Genomic DNA, 22,984 nt, shown 5'->3' with positions numbered 1-22,984 from the left:
CAAAAAACACATCTAATTGCGCAATGTAAAATTCAACCACCCATCTGCAACACTCACCTAAAGAAGACAACCCCATACAAAACGACAACACCAACCCTCCCCCCAATAAAAACTGACGGCAGCATTTTAAAAATCAATAACAAGAAGAAATCCATCAAACACTTTGAAGTACTGCCGTCCCTCGACCAGAAGCCATTTCACACTGACGCGTTTAGAGGTTTAGCACGACCACTAACAAAACAGACAGCATGATTGCTCAGCACGAAGAAATTAAAGGTGTTTTACTTATCGCGGAATCAAATCAACTACATTCCCCCAACTATCGCGCTCACCCACGCCATTATTGGTTCCGTCATACTCGATTCGAATTTTAAAACCCGCTCTGAACACGGGGTCATGAACGACGTTCAGGCCCACGTTATAGGTATGCCACTGCGTGTCTTGGCTCATCGTGTCGGGTGAGTTCACACGCTGCGAGCCATAACTTTCAAGTTGCACATCAATATTGGCGCGATACCAATACCTATTACTCGGCCGACTGGTCAAAATGTACCTCAATGTCCGCACATACACTCGGCCACTATCAAATTTATATTGATACTCCACCTGCCCCGTCAACTCCCCAACTCTTAAATGCCGATGATGATAAGTTAAAACCTCCACACCTTCCCAAAAACTATCGAAAAGCTCTTCACCTTCACCGCGCGCTACAAATGAACCATCTTTAAAGTCATCAGCCAGCACGTATTTCACCACAAGATTTTCTTTATCAGCTTTACCATTCATCTGCCACCTCCACAAAGACTCTAAATAGACTGCCCAGAAAAAATAACTCAATCGCCTATTCATTTACCACTGTCAGAACTGACAGTTATGAAGACACAAATGGAATAATCAATATGACTTTTTATTTCCAAACCAGAAATATTAATGCCAGGTTCATTGACGTTAGACTGTGCCCTGGAGAGCAACGACCCTCCTCGCAACAATCTCACGCCCATGACCAAACACGCTGGGCTCTTGTAGGCGGCGCCGCTCAATAGCGTGCATTTGACAAGCCTGTGATGCTTCAACGGAAGCACACACGCTGAGGGTAGTCAGCCTGTGATCATTTGCCTCTCACGCCGAAGCCGGCAACGTATGAAAACTGAAGTACTGCTTCAACGCCTCTACCAGTTGCCCATACTCCGGCGGCGGCCGTTGCATGCTGAACCCGGCGTCATAGTGCTGAGGGGTTGCGTCTTCGTGGCACCACAGGCAACACGCCCGCAGGTCGATGACCTGTTGGCAACCATCGCTGGCGGGGATCTTCAGGCGTAAATCGAAGTCCGCGCCGATCATCAGGGGCAACTGACTGATCAGCATCAGCCCGTCCTCGGACACGTTGCCCAGAAATCCGATGGGTTTGTCGGTGTTGCTGTTGAACACTTTCAGAAAATACGGCAGTTGATGCCGCTCGATCCGGCGGTCAGTGAACATGCTGAATTCGCTATGCAAGGCCCTTAAGCAGGGCCGCACTAATGCTTCGGAACAGACCTGCCTGGTGTGGTTTGACAGCCACGGGCGGCCCGCTCTCCCCGATCCCGGTGCGACAGTCGCCGAAAACCGCTGCCGCTTACCTCTGCCGATCACAGGTGTTACCTCGGTTTAGAGGCAAGGCTCTAAAACCGGTCTAATCGACTATAGCTCACCACCGCCGGTAGGCCAGCCATCAGATGACCACTGACATCAGAACCGGGTCGGGCGCACCACCGCCGCACTGCGAGTCGGGTAATGGCCCAGGCTCTGCAGGGTTTCCAGGCGGGCGCGGGCGCGGTAGGCGTACTCGCTCTGCGGATAGGACGCGATAATGAATTGGTAAGTCTGAGCCGCATCGATAAACATCTTCTGCCGTTCCAGGCACTGACCGCGCATCATCGAGACTTCAGGCCACACATAGGGGCGTGCCCGGCTGTCGCGCTCGACCTTGGACAACTCAAGCATCACCTGCTCGCAATTGCCACGGTCATAGGCACTGTAGGCATTGTTCAAATGATGATTCATCGCCCAACGGGTGCAACCGGTGACGCTGAAGGCGCTGATGGCAAGGGCAGCAACGAGTACGAAACGCATGGGAAAATCTCCTGTCTTGAACGCTGTATCGACCCATGGTCGGAAATCTTCAGGCGGCCGGGATGCAAAGTTGCGGTGTTCAATAAAGAAAGCAATAAGTAGTGCATACGAACAATGACTACAACTTCGGACCATAGTAGCCTCACTCAGCGCTTGAACTCAGGAGTCTTTGCATGTCCGTCCGTCGTACCAAAATCGTTGCCACCCTTGGCCCGGCCAGTAACTCGCCGGAAGTTCTCGAACAGCTGATTCTGGCTGGCCTGGACGTCGCCCGTCTGAACTTCTCCCACGGCACCCCCGACGAGCATAAGGCTCGCGCCAAGCTGGTGCGTGATCTCGCTGCCAAGCATGGCCGCTTCGTGGCCCTGCTGGGTGACCTGCAAGGCCCGAAAATCCGTATCGCCAAATTCGCCAACAAGCGCATCGAGCTGAAGATCGGTGATCAATTCACCTTCTCCACCAGCCATCCGCTGACCGAAGGCAACCAGCAAGTGGTCGGCATCGATTACCCGGATCTGGTCAAGGACTGCGGCGTGGGCGACGAGCTGCTGCTCGACGACGGTCGCGTCGTGATGCGTGTCGATACCGCCACCGCCACCGAACTGCACTGCACCGTGACCATCGGCGGTCCGCTGTCGGACCACAAAGGCATCAACCGTCGCGGTGGTGGCCTGACCGCACCGGCCCTGACCGAAAAAGACAAGGCTGACATCAAGCTCGCCGCCGAAATGCAGGTCGACTACCTCGCCGTATCGTTCCCGCGTGACGCTGCCGACATGGAATACGCCCGTCAACTGCGCGACGAAGCTGGCGGCACCGCCTGGCTGGTGGCGAAGATCGAACGCGCCGAAGCCGTGGCCGACGACGAAACCCTCGATGGCCTGATCAAGGCATCCGACGCCGTGATGGTGGCCCGTGGTGACCTGGGCGTGGAAATCGGCGACGCCGAGCTGGTGGGCATCCAGAAGAAAATCATTCTGCATGCACGCCGCCACAACAAGGCCGTGATCGTGGCGACCCAGATGATGGAGTCGATGATCCAGAACCCGATGCCGACCCGCGCTGAAGTGTCCGACGTGGCGAACGCCGTGCTCGACTACACCGACGCCGTGATGCTTTCTGCGGAAAGTGCCGCCGGTCTGTATCCGCTGGAGGCCGTGCAGGCCATGGCACGCATCTGTGTCGGCGCCGAAAAGCACCCGACCAGCAAGACGTCCAGCCACCGCATCGGCAAGGAGTTCACGCGTTGCGACGAGAGCATTGCCCTGGCGACCATGTACACCGCCAACCACTTCCCGGGCGTGAAGGCGATCATCGCCCTGACCGAAAGTGGCTACACCCCGCTGATCATGTCGCGCATCCGTTCCTCGGTGCCGATCTACGCGTTCACCCCGCACCGTGAAGCCCAGGCTCGCGCGGCGTTGTTCCGTGGCGTGTACACCATTCCGTTCGATCCGGCTTCGCTGGCGCCGAACGAAGTCAGCCAGAAGGCGATCGACGAACTGGTCAAGCGCGGCATCGTGGTGAAAGGCGACTGGGTCATCCTGACCAAGGGCGACAGCTACCACACCACCGGTGGCACCAACGGCATGAAAATCCTGCACGTTGGCGACCCGATGGTCTGAGTGACTGCTCGCTGAAAAACAAAAGCCCCGCCATGTGAATGCCGGGGCTTTTTTTTCTGATTCGACAGGTGTGTTGTCTGATCCGGCCTCTTCGCGGGCAAGCCCGCTCCCACAGTAGCCGGTGTCGTTCACATAACCTGTGCCGAACACAAAATCCTGTGGGAGCGGGCTTGCCCGCGATGGGGCCGGCCCTGACACCGCAAGTTCAATGCCGGTTGATAAACCCTGCCAACGCCGCCATCGCTTCCGGCGAACGCAGCCGCTGGGTGAACAACGCACCCTCTTCTTCTATGACCTTGCGCAACATCTCCCGATCCGGCGCCCTCATCAATTGCTTGCTGATACGCACCGCTTCCGGCGGCAGCGACTCAAAACGCAGCGCCATTTCCCGCGCCTTGGCCAACGTCTCTTCGCCACTGCCCAAGGCTTCGCAGGCAATGCCCCATGCGGCAGCTTGTTCACCGTTGAAACCCTCACCGAGCAACAGCAACTCCGCCGCCCTGGCCTGCCCGAGCAAGCGCGGCAGGATCAGGCTGGAACCGAATTCCGGGCACAAACCAAGGTTGACGAATGGCATGCGCAAACGCGCATCGCGGCTGACGTACACCAGATCACAATGCAGCAAGAGGGTCGTACCAATGCCCACCGCCGCACCCGCCACCGCCGCGATCACCGGCTTGCGGCATTCAAGCAGGTTGAGCATGAACTGGAACACCGGGCTGTCGAGGCCGCTCGGCGGTTGCTGGATGAAATCGGCAATGTCGTTGCCGGCGGTGAAGCACTCACTGGAACCCGTGATCAGTACGGCATGGATTTCAGGGTCGTGGTCGGCCAGTTTCAGCGCTTCGGCCAAGTGGCTGTACATGGCGCGGGTCAGGGCGTTTTTCTTGTCGGGACGATTCAGCCGCAGGGTCAACAGGCCCCGTTCGCGTTCAACTTGGATGGCATCGGTCATGGCAGGTCTCGCGTCTGAAAGATCAGCGCTCAACCACGGGGCAGGAAGACGTCGGCCAGCAGTTGATTGCGCGGCAATCCCGCCAGGTACAGGCGTCGGGCAAAGGCGTCGATGCTGTCGGGGGCTCCGCAGAGTAAGGCCTGGGTTTGCCGGGAAACAAGCCGCAGTTGCGCCAAAGCCGCCGGCAACTCGGCCGCGGTCCACAGCTCGATACTCAGGTTCGACCGGTTCGCCGCCAGGGCTTGCAGGGGTTTGGCCAGATAATGCTCATTGGCATCATGGGCCAGGTGAATGACACGAATCGCACCCTGGTGATCCTGGCGCAACGCTTCGCGCAACACACCGAACAGCGGCCCCAGTCCGGTGCCCGCAGCCATCAGCCACAGCGGGCGTTCGTGCCAGTCCGGGTCGTAATGCAAGGCCCCGCCCCGCAACTCGCCGAGGCGGATCCCGTCGCCGATCTTCAGTTGACGCGCCGCATCGCTGAATTGCCCGGGCTGTCGACAATCGAGGTGAAACTCCAGAAAACGGTCATCTTGCGGCAGGCTGGCGAGGGAGTAAGGCCGCGCCACATTGCCCGCCCACAACACCAGATGCTGGCCGGCGCTGTAGCGCAATGGCCGCTGCGGGGTCAGGCGCAAACGCAACACGCTGGCACTCAGCCAATCGACGGCGGCGACCTCCGCCGGCTGGCCATCCCGCTGCGGGTCGAAGGTGTGCACCTGCAGGTCCTCGATCACCTGGCACTGACAGGCCAGGCGCCAGCCTTGCTGACGCTGCTCGGCGCTCAAGGCATCGGGACGGCTGTCGCTCGGCAGGCCTTGCACACATTGCACCAGGCAGGCATGACAACTGCCGGCGCGACAGCTGTAGGGCACCGGCACGCCGTTCTGATTCAGGGCATCCAGCAAATTGCTGCCCGCCGCCACCGACCAAAGACGGTCGCCAACACGCAACTCAGGCATCGACGTTTTCCCAGGCCGCCGCGCAACGGTTGCGGCCGTCGCGTTTGGCGCGATAAAGCGCCTGGTCGGCGCGCTGCAAGGCATCGTCGAGATCATCACCGAGTTCCAGCAGGGTCATGCCGGCGGACAGGCTGAGGTTACGCACATTCAGGCCAATCAATTCGACATCGGTGAAGGCGATGCGCAGCCGCTCGCAACAGGAGGTCAAGCTCTCGGGATCGCAATCGGGCAGCAGCACCACGAACTCCTCGCCGCCATAACGGGCCAGGACATCACCCTCGCGCAGACAGGCCGAGGCCACGCCGGCAAAGGCTTGCAACACCTGGTCGCCTGCGGCGTGGCCGTGCAAATCGTTGATGCGTTTGAAATGGTCGAGATCGATCAGCGCCAGGCCATGCACGACACCCACCTCCATGGCGTTCAACTCGCGGGAGGCCAGGCGCAGGAAATGCCGACGATTGAACAACCCGGTCAACTCATCAGTGGCCACCAGGTCCTCGAGCTGACGCATCATCCCGCGCAGCGTGTCCTGGTGCGCCTGCAAGGCAAATCGCCGCTGACGCATGCGGTGTCGCGAAGCCTGGACATAACCGGCATAGAGCACCAGCCACACCAGCACGATCAACAGCACGCACACTTGCAACGCCGCCAATGCCGGGTCAGGCAACTGGAAGTGGTAGCCCTCCCACAGCGTGATCGCGCTGAAACTGAAAAACACCAGCGAGGCACAACGCACAAATGAGCGACGGGACAGATGGAACAGCCCGAACAGCAGAATCAGTACGTAAAAAACCAGAAACGCCCCACGGGCATCCCCCAGGTGTGCGATCAGCCAGGTTTGCCACCCCAGCCCCAGCAAGACTTGGGCCTCGGTCAGGCTGGGGTCGGCAAAGCGCAGGTTGAGGCCCGAATAGAACAGTGCAAACAGCGTCGCCTGACTGATGACCACCAGTGCGCTGCCAATGGCAACGCCGGAGAGCGACTCTTCATAGTGCCCGGTAAAAAATGCCAGCCACAGCAATACCAATGCCAGGGCATAGGTGCCGGCCGCAAGGGCGAAACGCTTGAGCAACAGTCGCTGGATGGCGTTATGGGTCAATCGTTGACTCACCGAATGAAAGGAGACTGACAGAGCGTCCTACTCTACAGACCGTATGTCACTTTAGTGGCGTGGCCAATAAATGACCATCCTATTTTCAAGGGTGGATAACAGGAATACACGCGACTCAACGGGAGCAAGCTCCCTCGCCGCAAAAGCAATATGCCTTTATCTGCCCGTTTCAAACTTGCTGCTGCCTGTATGCGACCAACGATTGATTACCGGCGGGTGTTTACCGAACCGAGGCGCGTTATACTGCCGCGCCTTTTTAGCGTCGCGCCAGCATGCCCGGCGTGCCTTGAAAGGTGCTTGCAACCGACCGATGCACCCAAGCTGCAAGCACCTTATTGAATGTTCCCGTCTTTTAGAGGAGCGCGACTCATGACCGTGATCAAGCAAGACGACCTGATTCAGAGCGTTGCCGACGCCCTGCAGTTCATTTCCTACTACCACCCCGTGGATTTCATCCAGGCGATGCACGAGGCCTACCTGCGTGAAGAATCGCCGGCAGCCCGTGACTCCATCGCTCAAATCCTGATCAACTCGCGCATGTGCGCCACCGGCCACCGTCCGATCTGCCAGGACACCGGCATCGTGACCGTGTTTGTCCGCGTGGGCATGGACGTGCGTTGGGATGGCGCCACCATGGGCCTGGACGACATGATCAACGAAGGCGTTCGTCGCGCCTACAACCTGCCGGAAAACGTCCTGCGTGCCTCGATCCTTGCCGACCCGGCAGGCGCTCGCAAGAACACCAAGGACAACACCCCGGCCGTTATCCACTACTCCATCGTTCCGGGTAACACCGTGGAAGTGGACGTGGCGGCCAAGGGCGGCGGTTCCGAGAACAAATCGAAAATGGCCATGCTCAACCCGTCCGACTCGATCGTCGACTGGGTGCTCAAGACCGTTCCGACCATGGGTGCCGGCTGGTGCCCACCGGGTATGCTCGGCATCGGCATCGGCGGCACCGCCGAGAAAGCCGCGGTGATGGCCAAGGAAGTGTTGATGGAATCCATCGACATCCACGAACTGAAGGCCCGTGGCCCACAGAACCGCATCGAAGAAATGCGTCTGGAACTGTTCGAGAAGGTCAATCAGTTGGGCATCGGCGCCCAGGGCCTGGGCGGCCTGACCACCGTGCTCGACGTGAAGATCATGGATTACCCGACTCACGCCGCTTCGTTGCCGGTGTGCATGATCCCGAACTGCGCCGCCACCCGCCACGCACACTTCGTGCTCGACGGCTCCGGCCCGGCGTCCCTGGAAGCGCCATCGCTGGACGCCTACCCGGAAATCGTCTGGGAAGCGGGTCCGTCGGCCCGTCGCGTGAACCTCGACACCCTGACCCCGGAAGAAGTGCAGAGCTGGAAGCCGGGCGAAACCATCCTGCTCAACGGCAAGATGCTCACCGGTCGCGACGCCGCGCACAAGCGCATGGTCGAGATGCTGAACAAGGGTGAAACCCTGCCGGTCGACCTCAAGGGCCGCTTCATCTACTACGTCGGCCCGGTCGATCCGGTCCGTGAAGAAGTGGTTGGCCCGGCTGGCCCGACCACCGCCACGCGGATGGACAAGTTCACCCGTCAGATCCTCGAGCAAACCGGCCTGTTGGGCATGATCGGCAAATCCGAGCGCGGCCCGACCGCCATCGAAGCGATCAAGGACTACAAGGCCGTCTACCTGATGGCTGTCGGCGGCGCGGCTTACCTGGTGGCGCAAGCCATCAAGAAATCCCGCGTGGTGGCTTTCGCCGAACTGGGCATGGAAGCGATCTACGAGTTCGACGTGAAAGACATGCCGGTCACTGTTGCAGTCGACAGCAACGGCGAGTCGGTACACATCACCGGTCCTGCCATCTGGCAGAAAAAGATCAGTGACAGCCTGGCGGTGGAAGTGCAGTAAGTATTTCGACTGACCACTGAAAAAGGCGACAGGGCTAACCCTGTCGCCTTTTTTATTGCCAGATGCGTCCCCCGTAGGAGCGAGCCTGATCGCGATGGACGCATGGACAACACGGTTTGTCTGTTGCCCCGCGTTATCGTTGACGACCATCGCGAGCAGGCTCGCGCCTACAAGGGTCAAGCGCCGCATGTTATGGTGCGCGCCCTCTGTACCTGTGTGTCATACCCAGCATGTTCGAGTTATCTCGCCCCTTGCGCCTGGCGCTCTACACCCTGGTGATCATCGCCGGTGCCGCCATCGCCGCCACCCTGGCGATGCGCCACACCGTACGCCAGTCCATGGTCGAAGACGCCGCCCGGGCCAATCAGCAATTGGCGCTGTACGCCACGTCGCTGCATACCCTGATCGAGCGTTACCGTGCCCTGCCCTCCGTGCTGGCACTGGACCCACAATTACGCGAAGCACTCAATGGCCCGGTAAGCGCCGAGCAACAGGACGTGCTGAACCGCAAGCTGGAAAAAATCAACGGCGCCGCCGAGTCCTCGACCCTGGAATTGCTTGATCGCACCGGCCTGGCCGTGGCAGCCAGCAACTGGCGTTTGCCCAGCAGTTATGTCGGTCACAATTACGGTTTCCGCCCTTACTTCAGTCAGACGCGCACCCAGGGCACCGGGCGTTTTTACGCCGTGGGCGTGACCAGTGGGATACCGGGTTACTTCCTGTCCAGCGCCGTCAGCGATGACGACGGGCAGTTTCTCGGCGCGATGGTGGTCAAACTGGAATTTCCGGAACTGGAACGGGAGTGGCGTCAGGGCAGCGACACACTGCTGGTCAGCGACGCCCGTGGGATCATCTTCATCGCCAACCAGCCGGGCTGGCGCTATCGGCTTTTGAAACCGCTCAATGACAGGGATCACGCCGAACTCAAGGCCACCCGCCAATACGACAAGCAGCCACTGACACCGCTTGATTATCAATCACTGCGCCGTTTTGACGAAAACAGCGAGCTGGCACGGGTCGATGGCCCGGACGGTAAGTCTGATTACCTATGGGAGTCCCTTCCGCTTCCCGCCGAAGGCTGGACGCTGCACCTGCTGCGTCGCCCGCACGTCGCGTTCGAGGACAGTCGCAACGCTGCACTCGCCGCTGCCGGCCTTTGGTTGACCCTGGTGTTTCTACTGCTGTTCCTCAACCAGCGCTGGCGTCTGGCGAAAATGCGCCAGCGCAGCCGCGAAGAGCTTGAACAGCTTGTAGAAGAACGTACCCGCGACCTGCGCACCGCCCAGGAAGGCCTGGTGCAATCGGCCAAACTCGCGGCCCTCGGGCAGATGTCCGCCGCCCTCGCCCATGAGATCAATCAGCCTTTGACTGCCCAGCGCATGCAGCTGGCCACGCTGAGGTTGCTGCTCGACCACGGCCGCGTCGACGACGCCTACAAAGCGCTCAAACCGCTCGACGAGATGCTCACGCGCATGGCGGCGCTCACCGGACACCTGAAAACCTTCGCCCGGAAAAGTCCCGGCGGCTTGCGCGAACGCCTGGATCTGGCCACCGTGGTGGATCAGTCAATGCAACTGCTCGACACCCGATTGCGCGATGAGCAAGTCAGCACGGTGTTGCATCTGACGCGTCCGGCCTGGGTGCGCGGCGATGCGATTCGTCTGGAACAAGTGCTGATCAACCTGCTGCGCAATGCCCTGGACGCAATGCAGGACAAACCCTGCAAGCGCCTGGAAATCCGTCTCGAAGCCGATGAACAATTGTGGCGCCTGAGCGTCATTGATAACGGTGGCGGCATTGCCGAAGAGAACCTGGCCAAAGTGTTCGACCCGTTCTTCACCACCAAACCGGTCGGCGATGGACTGGGCATCGGACTGGCGGTTTCCTTTGCAATCGCTCACGAGTCGGGCGGGCGCCTGACGGCCGGCAATCGCGACAACGGCGCCGTGTTCTCCCTCACCCTGCCCATCGACCTGGAGGCCCATGGCTCATGCTGAATTCCGTGATGGTGGTCGACGACGAAAGCAGCATCCGCAGCGCCGTCGAACAATGGTTGAGCCTGTCGGGTTTCGATGTGCAGTTGTTCAGCCGTGCGGACGAGTGCCTGGCGCAGTTGCCGAAACACTTTGCCGGGGTGATTCTCAGCGATGTGCGCATGCCCGGCATGAGCGGCCTGGAACTGCTGGCCGAAGTGCAGCAGCGCGATGCCGAGCTGCCGGTGATCCTGCTGACCGGTCACGGCGACGTGCCGATGGCCGTGGATGCGATGCGCGACGGGGCCTACGACTTTCTGGAGAAACCCTTCAGCCCCGAAGCCCTGCTCGGCAGCCTGCGCCGCGCGCTGGACAAGCGCCGGCTGGTGCTGGAGAACCGTGCCCTGCATGAACAGGCGGACAACCGCGCCAAACTCGATGCCACGCTGCTGGGCGTATCCCGTGGCTTGCAGACCTTGCGCCGTCAGGTGCTGGAGCTGGCTGCATTGCCGGTCAATGTGCTGATCCGTGGCGAAACCGGCAGCGGCAAGGAACTGGTTGCCCGCTGCCTGCACGACTTCGGCCCGCGGGCGGATAAACCTTTTGTGGCGTTGAACTGCGCAGCCATCCCCGAGCAACTGTTTGAAGCCGAGCTGTTCGGTCATGAGAGCGGTGCGTTTACCGGCGCCCAGGGCAAACGCATCGGCAAACTCGAATACGCCGACGGCGGCACGCTGTTTCTCGATGAGATTGAAAGCATGCCCTTGGCGCAGCAGGTGAAGCTGCTGCGCGTGTTACAGGAACAGAAACTGGAACGCCTGGGCTCGAACCAGAGTATCCGCGTGGATCTACGGATCATTGCCGCGACCAAGCCGGACTTGCTCGACGAAGCACGGGCCGGGCGTTTTCGCGAGGACCTGGCTTATCGTTTGAACGTCGCCGAGCTGCGTCTGCCGCCGTTGCGCGATCGCCGCGAAGACATTCCGTTGTTGTACGAATCGTTCGCCCGCCATGCCGCCGAACGCCTCGGGCGCACCTTCGCGCCGCTGAGCGGCCCGCAGTTGAGCCACCTGCTGAGCCACGACTGGCCAGGCAATGTGCGTGAACTGGCGAATGTCGCCGAACGTCAGGTGCTGGGGCTTGGCGAACCTGTTCCTGCGGGCATCGACCCTGGGCAGTCACTGGCGGCCCAGCAGGAAGCCTTTGAGGCGCAGTGCTTGCGCGCGGCGCTGACCCGACACAAGGGTGACGTCAAGGCCGTGCTTGAAGAGCTGCAACTGCCACGCCGTACGTTCAACGAAAAGATGCAGCGTCATGGCCTGAGTCGAGAGATGTTCCTGCAAGAAAACTGAATGCTCCAGCGCCTTTAATGGCCTCTTCGCGGGCAAGCCCGCTCCCACAGGGGGCCGGTGCCGTACGCAAAACTCGCGATCAGCTCGGTCATTGTGGGAGCGGGCTTGCCCGCGAAGAGGCTGGTCCAGGCAACATCCCCCATGAGCAATTTTTCGCTCACACCCAACCTTTCATGAGCGGATTTCCGCTCATAAGATCGCTCCACCCCCTCTAAAACGGCACTCTCCACCTTGGCACACCTCCTGCTATAGCCCCCGCAGGCTGCGTTAACGCGCGCTCCACAAACAATAATTAGACGAAGGATCCTTCAATGGATAACTCCAATACCCTGCCCCGTGGGTCGGCCGCCGTGCCGACAAGAGAACGCACCACCTCCAGCCGTATCAAGTCGATCTTCAGCGGCTCGGTCGGCAACATGGTCGAGTGGTATGACTGGTACGTCTACGCCGCTTTCTCCCTGTACTTCGCCAAGACCTTTTTCCCGAAAGGCGACACCACTGCACAACTGCTGAACACCGCCGCAATCTTCGCCGTGGGCTTCCTGATGCGTCCGATCGGTGGCTGGCTGATGGGCCTGTATGCCGACAAGGTCGGGCGTAAAAAGGCCCTGATGGCCTCGGTGTACCTGATGTGCTTCGGCTCGCTGCTGATCGCACTGAGCCCGGGCTATGAAATCATTGGCATCGGCGCGCCGATCCTGCTGGTGTTCGCCCGCTTGCTACAGGGCCTGTCGGTCGGTGGCGAGTACGGCACCTCGGCCACTTACCTCAGTGAGATGGCGACCAAGGAACGCCGCGGTTTCTACTCCAGTTTCCAGTACGTGACCCTGATCTCCGGCCAGCTCATCGCGTTGGCTGTGTTGATCGTATTGCAACAATTGCTGACCACCGAGGAGCTGTACGCCTGGGGCTGGCGCATTCCGTTCGCCATCGGCGCACTCTGCGCCATCGTCGCGCTGTACCTGCGTCGCGGCATGGAAGAAACCGAATCGTTCACCAAGAAGGAAAAGGCCAAGGAAAGCGCGATGCGCACCTTGCTGCGTCATCCAAAGGAACTGATGACCGTGGTCGGCCTGACCATGGGTGGCACCCTGGCGTTCTACACCTACACCACGTACATGCAGAAATACCTGGTGAACACCGTCGGCATGAGCATTTCCGACTCCACCACCATTTCCGCCGCCACGCTGTTCCTGTTCATGTGCCTGCAACCGATCATCGGCGGCCTGTCGGATAAAATCGGTCGTCGGCCGATCCTGATCGCCTTCGGCATCCTGGGCACCCTGTTCACCGTGCCGATCCTCACCACCCTGCACACCATCCAGACCTGGTGGGGCGCGTTCTTCCTGATCATGGCGGCGCTGATCATTGTCAGCGGCTACACCTCGATCAACGCGGTAGTCAAAGCCGAACTGTTCCCGACCGAAATCCGCGCCCTGGGTGTTGGCCTGCCCTACGCACTGACCGTGTCGATTTTCGGTGGCACCGCTGAATACATCGCACTGTGGTTCAAGAGCATCGGCATGGAGACCGGCTACTACTGGTATGTCACTGCCTGTATTGCCGTATCGCTGCTGGTGTACATCACCATGAAAGACACCCGCAAACATTCGCGGATCGTCACGGACTAAGTCCAGCCGCGTCACCATCAAAAGGGGCAGACCGTCATGGGTCTGCCCCTTTTTTTGTTTGGCATGGCATGAAAAAACCTTCACCCCCGTGAGAGCCGGATTAATCACGAGTTAATGCTTAACCACCACCCTGAACCTGCCTGATCGATTAACTGCGATGCGCTCACTCAGACCTTGAAAGCGAAAACATCTGCGGGCCTTAACATCTATTTAATCGATTGTTATTAGCATTTATTTGCGCTTTTTAATCAGTTTAATTGGCGTAGCATGAGACCCATGCCCAAGACACAACCGCCAACGAATCTGGAGAAATGAAGATGAAAACCAAACTGTTCCTCGCCCTGGCCCTCACCGTACTGACCGCCAACACCTTCGCCGCCGACGGCTTTGACCGTACCGGCTCCGCCGTTGCAGCAGACGGCTATGAACGCACTGGCTCGGCCACGGTCGCTGCTGATGGCTACGACCGCACCGGTTCTGCCACCGTTGCCGAAGATGGCTACGACCGTACTGGCGGCGCCACCGTCGCTGAAGACGGCTACGACCGTACTGGCGGCGCTTCCATCAGCTGATCCGCAATCGCGGCACCACAGCCCGGCCTCGGCCGGGCTTGGTCATTTCTGGAGAACACTAAATAAGACAACCCCTCAGGGTCCCCCATAGAAGACCCCGACTCTCGCGATTGACTGGAAATTAGTCATCGTCGCCAGCAATATGAGCCTCTCTCGAAAAACCCAGGTTTACCCGATGCCCGACGATATCCACTATTACGAACCTGCCAACGGCCATGGCCTGCCCCACGATCCGTTCAACGCAATCGTCGGCCCACGCCCTATTGGCTGGATTTCCTCCCAGGATGCCGATGGCCATTTGAATCTGGCGCCTTACAGCTTTTTCACGGCCTTCAATTACATTCCGCCGATCATTGGTTTTTCCAGCATCGGGCGCAAAGACAGCCTGAACAACATCGAACAGACCGGTGAGTTCGCGTGGAACCTGGCGACCCGGCCATTGGCCGAACAGATGAACCAGAGCTGCGCTATGGTTGGCCCAGAGGTGAATGAATTCGAGCTGTCCGGGCTGACCACCGTTGCCTCGAACGTCATTTCAGTGCCACGGGTGGCCGAAAGCCCGGTGTCCTTCGAGTGCAAGGTCACGCAGATCATTCAGTTGCAGCGGGCAGACGGGAATGTGGTGCCGAGCTGGCTGATTCTGGGCGAAGTGGTCGCCGTGCATATCGCCAGGAGACTGTTGAAGGACGGTGTATACGACACCGCCGCGGCAGAGCCGATTCTGCGCGGCGGCGGACCGGCGGACTACTTCCAGTTGGGGCCTGAGGCCTTGTTCAAGATGTATCGCCCGGGGGCGGTCAGGTAGTTACCAGATCAGGGCGCCGTCTTCGCTGACACCCTTGAGGTGAGTCAACTGCAGAGCGGCCGCTTCGTCCGCTTCTTTGGCGGTCTTGAACGTCTGCTCTTCCAGCAGCTTATTGAAGCGAGGCGCCCCCGAGCCACCGATGGCTTTAGTGGCGATTGCGGCGTAATACCCGCCTTCACGGGGAACGACCGCCGATACTGCTTCGAAGGTTTCAAAGGCTTTGCGTGCCATGTCGCGCATCCTGTCTGGTTGAGAATAGTGCCATTAAACCCTCAACCAGCCAGTTTGTGTACCGCAGCCCCGGACTGGCGGAGGGCCTGCGCCGCCGACACATCCCTGAAGGTGTGAAAATCCAGGCGATTGACCACCAGTTCCTGCACCAGCTCGGCGAAGATCTCCATGGCCGGGGTGCTGAAGTACGCGGTCATGGCCTGTTGGTTAGTCCAGAAACCGGAGACCAGCCACAACTCGGGGTCACATTGCGAATGCTGCAAGGCAAAGCTCAGGCAGCCTGGCGCGGCGCGAGACGGCTCAATCAATGCGCTCAAGCGCACACCCAGCTCCTGCGAACGTCCGGCGCGCGCTCGAACAAAGGCCATATGACTGACGGGGATCTGCTTAGACATGTTCAACCCTCCCAGGGAGTCGTGTGGCAGCCGGGGGACGGGCTGCGACAGGATCAAAGGTTAAGGGTTGGCGCGCATGGCTCGTTAGTCGATTTCTGCCGGGACGTTGCACAATCCTGCGAGCGTGCATGGATTGGCTGTAACAATGTGTAAAACACTGTCACGGTTCTGCCCTGCGAGTTTCAAGCAAGTTTTGCCGTCTCTGTCCGGTCTTGTCGGGGTAAAAAGCAACGCCCATGCAGAATCAGGCAAGCATCCGGCAGGATGTGTCTACCGCCGCGACTTGCACAAACTTATGCTCTGCCCGTTCAACCCAACCTTGCCGAGGATGCCTCCCATGTCGTCGCTCGATCACTTTCAAGCCCCGCTGGACGCCGACATGGAGAAACAGCGCGCGGAACTGGCGGCGATCATTCGTCGCAACACCGCCGAAGATGGCAGTTATGCCACCGCTGTCGATTCGCTGCTCATGTCGCGCCACAGCCAAAACCACGACTTCGCCCCGGTGCTGGCGCAACCGGCACTGTGCATCATGGCCCAGGGGCGCAAGGAAGTTCGGCTCGCCGATGAGTTCTTCAATTACGACCCGCTCAATTACCTGGTCGTCTCCGTCTCGATGCCACTGAGCGGCCGGGTTGTGAATGTCACGTCGCAGGAACCGATCCTGGCATTGCGGCTGGACATCGACCCGGCGGAAATCACCGCCTTGATCGCCGACGCGGGTCCGCTTGGCGTGCCCACCCGGCCGACCGGGCGCGGGCTGTATGTCGAACGGCTCGACAGCGCAATGCTCGATGCAGTGCTGCGCCTGGCACGGTTGCTCGACACGCCGAAAGACATTGCCATGCTCGCGCCACTGATTCGCCGGGAAATTCTCTATCGGTTGCTGCGCAGCAAACAGGGCCACCGGTTGTACGAAATCGCCATCGCCAACAGCCAGAGCCATCGCATCAGCCAGGCAATCAAATGGCTCAACAGCAACTATGAACAGCCGCTGCGCATCGATGATCTGGCGAAGGAAGTGAACCTGAGCGTGTCGACGCTGCATCATCGTTTCAAGGCGATGACGGCGATGAGCCCGCTGCAGTACCAGAAACAACTGCGATTGCAGGAAGCGCGACGCTTGATGCTGGCCGAAGGGCTGGAAGCTTCAGCGGCGGGATATCGGGTCGGGTATGAAAGCCCTTCGCAGTTCAGCCGCGAGTACAGCCGTTTGTTCGGCGCGCCGCCGTTGCGGGATCTGGCGCGGTTGCGGTTGAGCGTTTAGCCAGGATTTGTGCAATCAGTACCGGCCCCATCGCGAGCCAGCTTGCTCGCGATGGAGCCAGAGAGGCCAAGATCCAATCCGGATCAGGCTCCCAATACCCTGCACGCCTCGGCAGGAAGGGTCACCGACACCGGGTGCCCGACGCTCAAGCCAAAGCCCTGACACGGCGTGCTCAGCGCCGTGAATGTAACCCCGGAACATTCGACCGTGGTTTCGATGGTCGCGCCGATATCCCGTACGAACGTCACCTTGCCCAACAACCGATTGCCCGCCGTCGCCTGCGGCGCCGACAGTTGCAAGTCTTCCGGGCGAATCAGCATCTTCACTTTCTCACCGACCACAATGCTGCTGCAGATCGGCACTTGCAGCGCATCACCGCCCGGCAGACTGATCTTGCCATTGCCCAGCGCCGTGGCCGGGAAGATATTGCCCGAACCGATAAAGTCCGCGACGAATTCGTTGGCCGGGTGCCGGTAGATTTCGATCGGCGTACCGACCTGCTGCACCCGGTGCTCACCCAGCACGACGACAATATCCGCCATGGTCATGGCCTCACGCTGGTCGTGAGTCACCATGATGGTGGTGATGTTCAGGCGTTGTTGCAGCTGACGGATCTCCACCTGCATCGACTCGCGCAGCTTGGCATCCAGCGCCGACAGCGGTTCGTCGAGCAAAAGGATCTTCGGGTGACTGGCAATCGCCCGGGCAATCGCCACCCGCTGACGCTGCCCGCCGGAGAGTTTGGCCACCGGGCGATCAATCATCTGTTGCAGCTGGATCAATTCCAGCAACTCCACCACCCGCGCCTGCTGGTCAGCCTTGCTGACCCCGCGCAGTTTCAGCGGGTAAGCAATGTTCTCGCCCACCGTCATGTGCGGGAACAGGGCCAGGGACTGGAACACCATGCCGAAATTGCGCAAGTGCGCCGGGGTTTGACCGATGTCTTCACCGTCCAGGCGAATCTCACCGCCGGTCAGGGTTTCAAGACCGGCGATCATCCGCAGCAACGTGGTTTTGCCGCAACCCGAAGGGCCGAGGAAACACACCAGCTTGCCCTCGGGCAAATGCAGGTTTACATCTTTTACCGCGCAGGCCGAGCCGTAGTGTTTCTCGACGTTTTCCAGAATCAGACCAGACATAAATCACCTCAAGAAATCAGGGGTTCTGGCTGGAGGTCGCCGAGCGATGATCAGGCAAGGCAAAAGTCTGCGAAGAAGCGGAGTTGACTTTAGTCAATGAGCATTCTGAGCTGACTTTTAACGCAGCGTGATCGAGCGCAGGCACCTCCAGGCAGGAGCTAGAACGAAACGCCACCTTCGCCAACCAGCTTCTCCAGCGCCCAGATGAGGACGAAGTCGATCAGCACGATCAGCACGGCAAACGAAAATACGGTTGGGTCGAGTGAAGACACGGTGCGGCTGTACATCCAGATCGGCACGGTCATGACGTCGATGGTGTAGAGGAAATAGGTCACGGTGAATTCGTTGAACGAGACGATGAACGCCAGCAGCATGCCCGCCAGAATCCCCGACTTCATCAACGGCACCACCACATCGACGATCGCCCGCAGCGGTGACGCGCCAAGCATTTGCGCAGCCTCTTCGACTTCGCTGCCGATGGAGAGCATGGCGGCGGTGCAGTTCTTCACCACGAACGGCAACGCCAGGATCACGTGGGCAATCACCAGGCGCGAGGTGGTCATCTGGAACGGCAGGCTGTCGAACACCAACAGCAACGCCAGGCCCAACACCACCATCGGGAACACCAGCGGCAGCGACATCAGTTGCAGCGCCACGGCTTTGCCGCGGAATTCGCAACGGGTCAGTGCGTACGCCGCCGGCACCGCGATCAGCGTCGCGAACACCATGGTCAGACACGACACCATGAGGCTGGTGGTCATGGCTTTGCCCAGGCTCAACACGTCGCTGGCGTCCGGCGAAACGAAGGTGTGCCAGGCGGCCTTGTACCATTGCAGGCTGTAGCTGCTCGGTGGGAAGTCGAGGTTCGACGCGCCACTGAAGGACATGACGATCATGGTCAGGATCGGCAACACCGCCAGCAACAGGATGAAGCCGGACAGTATGCCTGCGAACTTGCCGGTTTCTCCCGGCAACAGCGACTGGCGCTTTTTGATCAGGGTACTCATTGCGAAGCCTCCAGTCTGCGCCGACGACGGCCAGTGATGTATTCGGACAACGTCATGATGGCGAGCGTGGTGACAATCAGCACCACACCGGCAGCGGACGCGGCGGGCCAGTTCATCAGCGGCGCGATCTGGTCATGCACCATCACCGCCAGCATCGGCACGCGACGGCCACCGAGCAGCAGCGGCACCACGAAGCTGCTGGCGTTATAGGCGAACACCAGGGTCGCACCGGTGATGATCCCCGGCAGGCTCATCGGCAACACCACTTGGCGGAACACTTGAAAACGACTGGCGCCCAGGGTGGCGGCGGCCTCTTCGTAACTGCGGGCAACGCCGCGCATGGCGCTGGCGATCGGCAGCACGGCCAGCGGGAAGGCGGTTTGCACCAGGCCCATCAACACGCCGTTCTGGTTGTAGAGCAGCATGATCGGACGCTTGATCAGGCCCAGGCCCATCAACGTCTGGTTGAGCATCCCGCCCGGGCCGAGAATGACCAGCCAGCCGTAGCTTTGCAGCAGCAGGTTGACCAGCAAGGGCAGCAGCACCGCCGCGAGGAAAATCCGGCGCACGAACGGCGAGGTCAGGCGCGACATGGTGTAAGCCACCGGGATCGCCAGCACGACCGCGATCACTGCGCTGATCAGCGCCAGGCGCAGGGTCAGCAGCAGGGATTTGAGGTAGTAGGGTTCCAGCAATTGCGCGTAGCTGGCCAGGCTGAACCCGGTCCATTCCGCGCCCTTGGTGCCCACGCTCATGCGCAGGACCAACAGGCTGGCGGCAATCAGTACGCCCAGAAACAGCATCGACGGCGTCAGAAAGAGCCAGGCGCGCGTCGTCGGCGAAACACCCCGATCAGTGCGCGCGGGAGCGGCACTCACCGGATGGGTCAGAGGTTGGTGTTCCATAGCAAAGGTCTCGTCAATGGAAAGCAGCTGACAAACACAGGACTTGCAGACGCATCGGCCCCTTGTGGGAGCGAGCTTGCTCGCGATGACTGCTTGTCAGCCGCCATTGAAGGTGACTGACACTCCGCTATCGCGAGCAAGCTCGCTCCCACAGGGGATCTTCAATGCTTGAAGATCCTGTGGGCGTCACTCGATCAGGAAGAAAAGATTTCCGTGTAACGACGAATCCATTGGTCATGCACGGTGGCCAGGAAGGCGTTGTCGTGCATGATCGCCTTCTCGGCAATCTGCTCTGGGGTGAGGATGTACGGGCTCTTGCGCGCTTCGGCGGAGATGATCGCCTTGGCGTTGACCGGGCCGTTGTAGATGTCTTCGGCCATCTTGCCCTGTACCAGCGGGTCCAGAGAGTGGTTGATGAAGGCGTAAGCCAGGTCGGTGTCGCCCGGACGGTTTTTCGGCATTACCGATTGCATCAAGTCGGTGTAGAAACCTTCTTTCATGCCGAAGGTTGCACTCAGGCCGTAGTTCGGATCGCGGATCTGTTTCGGGAAAAACGCCGGCGCATACAGGCCACCCATGTCCAGCGAACCGGTGCGGAACAGTTCGGCGATCTGGTTCGGGTTTTCACCCAGGGTCACCACACGGTCCTTGAGCTCGGCGAGTTTCTTGAAGCCCGGCTCGATGTTGTGTTCGTCACCACCGGCCAGTTTGGCGGCAATGATGATCAGGTCCATGGCCTCGGTCCAGTTCGGCGGCGGCAGGAAGATGTTCGGTGCCAGCTCGGCATCCCACAGGGCGGCGTAGCTGGCCGGAGCTTCCTTCTGCGTGCGAGTGCTGTAGACCAGGCTATTGCACCAGAGCAGGTAACCGATACCGTGGCCATTGGCGCCGGTGCGATACTTTTCCGGCACATCGACAATGTTGGGAATGCGGTTGAGGTCGGGTTTTTCCAGCAGGTTGGCGGCGGCCAGACCTTCGGCGCCGACGCCTGCCAGGGTGATGATGTCGTATTGCGGACGATCACCGCCGGCCTTGAGTTTGGCGACCATTTCCGAGGTACTGCCGGTGCGGTCTGCGATGACCTTGACGCCGTATTTGTCCTCGAACGTCGCGGCGATGTTGCGCAGTGCAGCCAGGCCTGTGTCGTCAGACCAGGTCAACAGACGCAGGGTCTTGCCCTGGAAACGGGTATCACTGGCATTGGCCTTGACGAACGGCAGGCTCATGGCCGCCGCAGCAACCGAGGCTACGCCCACAGTCTTGATGAATTGACGTCTGTTCAGATCATGCTCGCCCATTACGGACTCCCTTTGTTTTTTTAGGTATAAGGCAGGTCGAAGCTGTTGCATCCGCGCGACTGGATCAGCGCTTTCCCCTCTATTTTCGGGGGGTTGGTTGAACCAGTGAGTTCATCCTGAGGTTGTGTAAAACCGCTGACTATCGATAAAAACTCATTGAAGCCATGACGCCAGCACATGCCTCCCCGTAGGAGCGAGCCTGCTCGCGATGGACGTCAACGATAACGCGGGGCGTCAGACAGCCCATGTCGTCCTTGCGTCCATCGCGAGCAGGCTCGCTCCTACAAGGAGGGGGTCAGACGGCTCGAATCACGTGCTTGATTTCCTGGAAAGCCTGCAAGCCCCACGGGCCCAATTCACGACCAATGCTGCTCTGTTTGTAGCCACCCCAGGCGGTCTGCGGGAAGATCACCTGTGGCGCGTTGATCCACACAAGCCCCGCTTGCAAAGCGTTGGCGACGCGATCCGCCGTCTCGGCATTGCGCGTCACCACGCTGGCGACCAGACCGAACTGACTGTCATTGGCCAGGGCAATCGCTTCGGCTTCGCTGGCAAAGCTGCGCACGCAAATCACCGGGCCGAATATCTCTTCACACCACAGCGCACTGTCGAGGGGCACTTCGGTGAAGATGGTCGGCTGCAAAAAATATCCGCGCGGCAGATCCGCCGGGCGATTGCCGCCGCAAATCAGCTTGGCACCGGTACTCAAACCGCGGTCGATGTGGCCGAGCACGCGCTGGTATTGCGTTTGATTGACCAGCGCGCCCATTTCCACGTTCGGATCGAACGGGTCTGCCACGCGAATCGCTTCGGCACGGCTCTTCAATCGAATCAGGAATTCATCGGCCAGTTCGTCGGCGACCAGCACGCGGCTGGTGGCCGAGCACATTTGCCCGGCGTTGAAGAAACCGCCGCCACAGGCGACTTCCACGGCCAGGTCGATATCGGCATCGGCCAGCACCAGCAACGAGGATTTGCCGCCCAGTTCCAGGCTCACGCCTTTGACGGTTTCTGCCGCGCGTTGCATGACCTGTACGCCTACCGCGTTACTGCCGGTGAACGACACCTTGGCGATGCGCGGGTCCGCCGACAGCGGCGCGCCAACCGCCAGCCCCGTGCCGCACACCAGGTTGAACACACCGGCGGGCAAGCCGGCTTCGGCAATGATTGCCGCCAGTTCCAGCTCCGGCAACGGCGTCACTTCCGAAGGCTTGAGCACCACGCAGCAACCGGCAGCCAGGGCCGGCGCCAGTTTCCAGGCCGTGGTGACCATCGGGAAATTCCACGGCACGATCAGCCCGACCACGCCGCAAGGTTCGCGGCGCAGACGAGCGCGGAAATCTTCGCTCGGCAGTTCAACGGCGCTGTCCTGTTTTGCGTCGAGGCCTTCGGCCAGACCGGCGTAATACTCGAACGTGGCGATCACGTCATCGACGTCGATGGCCGCTTCGAATTGTGGCTTGCCGTTGTTGAGGGACTGCAAATGCATCAAGTGCTCACGACCGGCCTGCACGCCGGCGGCGATTTTGCGCAGGATCGCGCCGCGCTCGGCACCGGTGGTTTTCGACCAATCGGCGAAAGCCCTGGTCGCGGCGCTGACGGCTTGTTCGACAGCGCGCTCGTCACCGCCCTTCACCGTGGTCAACAGGGCTTCGGTTGCCGGGTTGATCACCCGCAGGTGTTCGCTGCTGGCGGACCATTGGCCGTCGATGAACAGGCCGTCCAACGTGGTGGGTAAGGTCAAGGCC

The 22,984-nt window shown here is 60.1% G+C and carries 21 protein-coding genes; 8 read left to right on the top strand and 13 right to left on the bottom strand.

Annotation, left to right across the window (positions count from 1 at the left end; genetic code table 11):
* Window positions 1–285 precede the first annotated feature (285 nt).
* The 3 genes from ACX3YD_RS05160 to ACX3YD_RS05150 form a co-directional block, all read right to left on the bottom strand.
* The gene (locus ACX3YD_RS05160; RefSeq protein WP_458959397.1) at window positions 286–786 is read right to left on the bottom strand and encodes a hypothetical protein; all 501 of its coding nucleotides are present in this window, start codon (window positions 784–786) and stop codon (window positions 286–288) included.
* A 333-nt stretch (window positions 787–1,119) separates the two neighbouring features.
* On the bottom strand, window positions 1,120–1,479 hold the full coding sequence (locus ACX3YD_RS05155; RefSeq protein ID WP_458959396.1) for a PilZ domain-containing protein: 360 nt from the start codon (window positions 1,477–1,479) through the stop codon (window positions 1,120–1,122).
* A gap of 249 nt (window positions 1,480–1,728) precedes the next feature.
* A complete protein-coding gene (locus ACX3YD_RS05150) occupies window positions 1,729–2,112 on the bottom strand; it encodes a tetratricopeptide repeat protein (protein WP_103403945.1) in 384 nt (127 codons plus the stop codon).
* 173 nt (window positions 2,113–2,285) lie between these two features.
* On the opposite strand from ACX3YD_RS05150, the gene pyk reads away from it, so the two are divergent.
* Window positions 2,286–3,737, top strand: coding sequence for a pyruvate kinase (gene pyk, locus ACX3YD_RS05145; RefSeq protein ID WP_047532568.1), 1,452 nt, complete (start codon window positions 2,286–2,288; stop codon window positions 3,735–3,737).
* Window positions 3,738–3,942: 205 nt separating this feature from the next.
* Here the strand turns inward: pyk and ACX3YD_RS05140 are convergent, their stop codons facing one another.
* The 3 genes from ACX3YD_RS05140 to ACX3YD_RS05130 are packed head-to-tail and all read right to left on the bottom strand — an operon-like array spanning window position 3,943 to window position 6,756.
* On the bottom strand, window positions 3,943–4,692 hold the full coding sequence (locus ACX3YD_RS05140) for an enoyl-CoA hydratase-related protein (protein WP_458959395.1): 750 nt from the start codon (window positions 4,690–4,692) through the stop codon (window positions 3,943–3,945).
* A 29-nt stretch (window positions 4,693–4,721) separates the two neighbouring features.
* Window positions 4,722–5,657, bottom strand: coding sequence for an iron-sulfur-binding ferredoxin reductase (locus ACX3YD_RS05135; protein WP_047532572.1), 936 nt, complete (start codon window positions 5,655–5,657; stop codon window positions 4,722–4,724).
* Complete coding sequence (locus tag ACX3YD_RS05130; RefSeq protein WP_047532575.1) at window positions 5,650–6,756, bottom strand: GGDEF domain-containing protein; 1,107 nt, start codon at window positions 6,754–6,756, stop codon at window positions 5,650–5,652. The genes ACX3YD_RS05135 and ACX3YD_RS05130 overlap by 8 nt, the downstream gene beginning before the upstream one ends.
* Window positions 6,757–7,137: 381 nt before the next feature.
* Between ACX3YD_RS05130 and ACX3YD_RS05125 the strand changes: the two genes are divergently transcribed.
* From ACX3YD_RS05125 to ACX3YD_RS05100, 6 genes are all read left to right on the top strand, one after another.
* Entirely contained in the window at window positions 7,138–8,661 is a 1,524-nt protein-coding gene (locus tag ACX3YD_RS05125; protein WP_458959394.1) for a fumarate hydratase, read from the top strand.
* 230 nt (window positions 8,662–8,891) lie between these two features.
* Window positions 8,892–10,658 carry a sensor histidine kinase gene (locus ACX3YD_RS05120; RefSeq protein WP_458959393.1) on the top strand — a complete coding sequence of 589 codons (1,767 nt, stop codon included), beginning with the start codon at window positions 8,892–8,894 and terminating at the stop codon, window positions 10,656–10,658.
* On the top strand, window positions 10,652–11,986 hold the full coding sequence (locus ACX3YD_RS05115) for a sigma-54-dependent transcriptional regulator (RefSeq protein WP_103403940.1): 1,335 nt from the start codon (window positions 10,652–10,654) through the stop codon (window positions 11,984–11,986). Before ACX3YD_RS05120 ends, ACX3YD_RS05115 begins: the two co-directional genes overlap by 7 nt.
* Before the next feature lie 311 nt (window positions 11,987–12,297).
* Window positions 12,298–13,617 (top strand): MFS transporter, encoded by a 1,320-nt coding sequence (locus tag ACX3YD_RS05110; protein WP_047532584.1) that lies wholly within the window; start codon window positions 12,298–12,300, stop codon window positions 13,615–13,617.
* A gap of 317 nt (window positions 13,618–13,934) precedes the next feature.
* Complete coding sequence (locus ACX3YD_RS05105; protein ID WP_458959392.1) at window positions 13,935–14,189, top strand: hypothetical protein; 255 nt, start codon at window positions 13,935–13,937, stop codon at window positions 14,187–14,189.
* Between the two features lie 175 nt (window positions 14,190–14,364).
* Window positions 14,365–14,994, top strand: a complete 630-nt coding sequence (locus ACX3YD_RS05100; protein WP_103403937.1) for a flavin reductase family protein — start codon at window positions 14,365–14,367, stop codon at window positions 14,992–14,994.
* Here ACX3YD_RS05100 and ACX3YD_RS05095 read toward each other — a convergent pair whose 3' ends face one another.
* Window positions 14,995–15,225, bottom strand: coding sequence for a hypothetical protein (locus ACX3YD_RS05095; protein ID WP_103403936.1), 231 nt, complete (start codon window positions 15,223–15,225; stop codon window positions 14,995–14,997). It lies immediately after the preceding gene.
* Between the two features lie 41 nt (window positions 15,226–15,266).
* Window positions 15,267–15,620 (bottom strand): putative quinol monooxygenase, encoded by a 354-nt coding sequence (locus tag ACX3YD_RS05090; RefSeq protein WP_458959391.1) that lies wholly within the window; start codon window positions 15,618–15,620, stop codon window positions 15,267–15,269.
* 337 nt (window positions 15,621–15,957) lie between these two features.
* On the opposite strand from ACX3YD_RS05090, the gene ACX3YD_RS05085 reads away from it, so the two are divergent.
* Window positions 15,958–16,887, top strand: a complete 930-nt coding sequence (locus ACX3YD_RS05085; protein WP_047532588.1) for an AraC family transcriptional regulator — start codon at window positions 15,958–15,960, stop codon at window positions 16,885–16,887.
* A gap of 83 nt (window positions 16,888–16,970) precedes the next feature.
* Here the strand turns inward: ACX3YD_RS05085 and ACX3YD_RS05080 are convergent, their stop codons facing one another.
* The 5 genes from ACX3YD_RS05080 to ACX3YD_RS05060 all read right to left on the bottom strand — a co-directional run bounded on the left by ACX3YD_RS05080 (window position 16,971) and on the right by ACX3YD_RS05060 (window position 22,980).
* The gene (locus tag ACX3YD_RS05080; protein ID WP_047532591.1) at window positions 16,971–18,026 is read right to left on the bottom strand and encodes an ABC transporter ATP-binding protein; all 1,056 of its coding nucleotides are present in this window, start codon (window positions 18,024–18,026) and stop codon (window positions 16,971–16,973) included.
* 158 nt (window positions 18,027–18,184) lie between these two features.
* Window positions 18,185–19,033, bottom strand: a complete 849-nt coding sequence (locus tag ACX3YD_RS05075; protein ID WP_103403934.1) for an ABC transporter permease — start codon at window positions 19,031–19,033, stop codon at window positions 18,185–18,187.
* Window positions 19,030–19,938, bottom strand: a complete 909-nt coding sequence (locus ACX3YD_RS05070) for an ABC transporter permease (protein WP_458959390.1) — start codon at window positions 19,936–19,938, stop codon at window positions 19,030–19,032. The genes ACX3YD_RS05075 and ACX3YD_RS05070 overlap by 4 nt, the downstream gene beginning before the upstream one ends.
* A 194-nt stretch (window positions 19,939–20,132) precedes the next feature.
* Window positions 20,133–21,236, bottom strand: coding sequence for an extracellular solute-binding protein (locus ACX3YD_RS05065; RefSeq protein ID WP_458959389.1), 1,104 nt, complete (start codon window positions 21,234–21,236; stop codon window positions 20,133–20,135).
* Window positions 21,237–21,531: 295 nt separating this feature from the next.
* Entirely contained in the window at window positions 21,532–22,980 is a 1,449-nt protein-coding gene (locus ACX3YD_RS05060; RefSeq protein WP_458960384.1) for an aldehyde dehydrogenase family protein, read from the bottom strand.
* Between the last annotated feature and the right edge of the window lie 4 nt (window positions 22,981–22,984).

It is taken from the genome of Pseudomonas fluorescens group sp. PF-1 (assembly GCF_054481335.1).
This window is presented reverse-complemented; position numbering and strand designations above follow the sequence as displayed.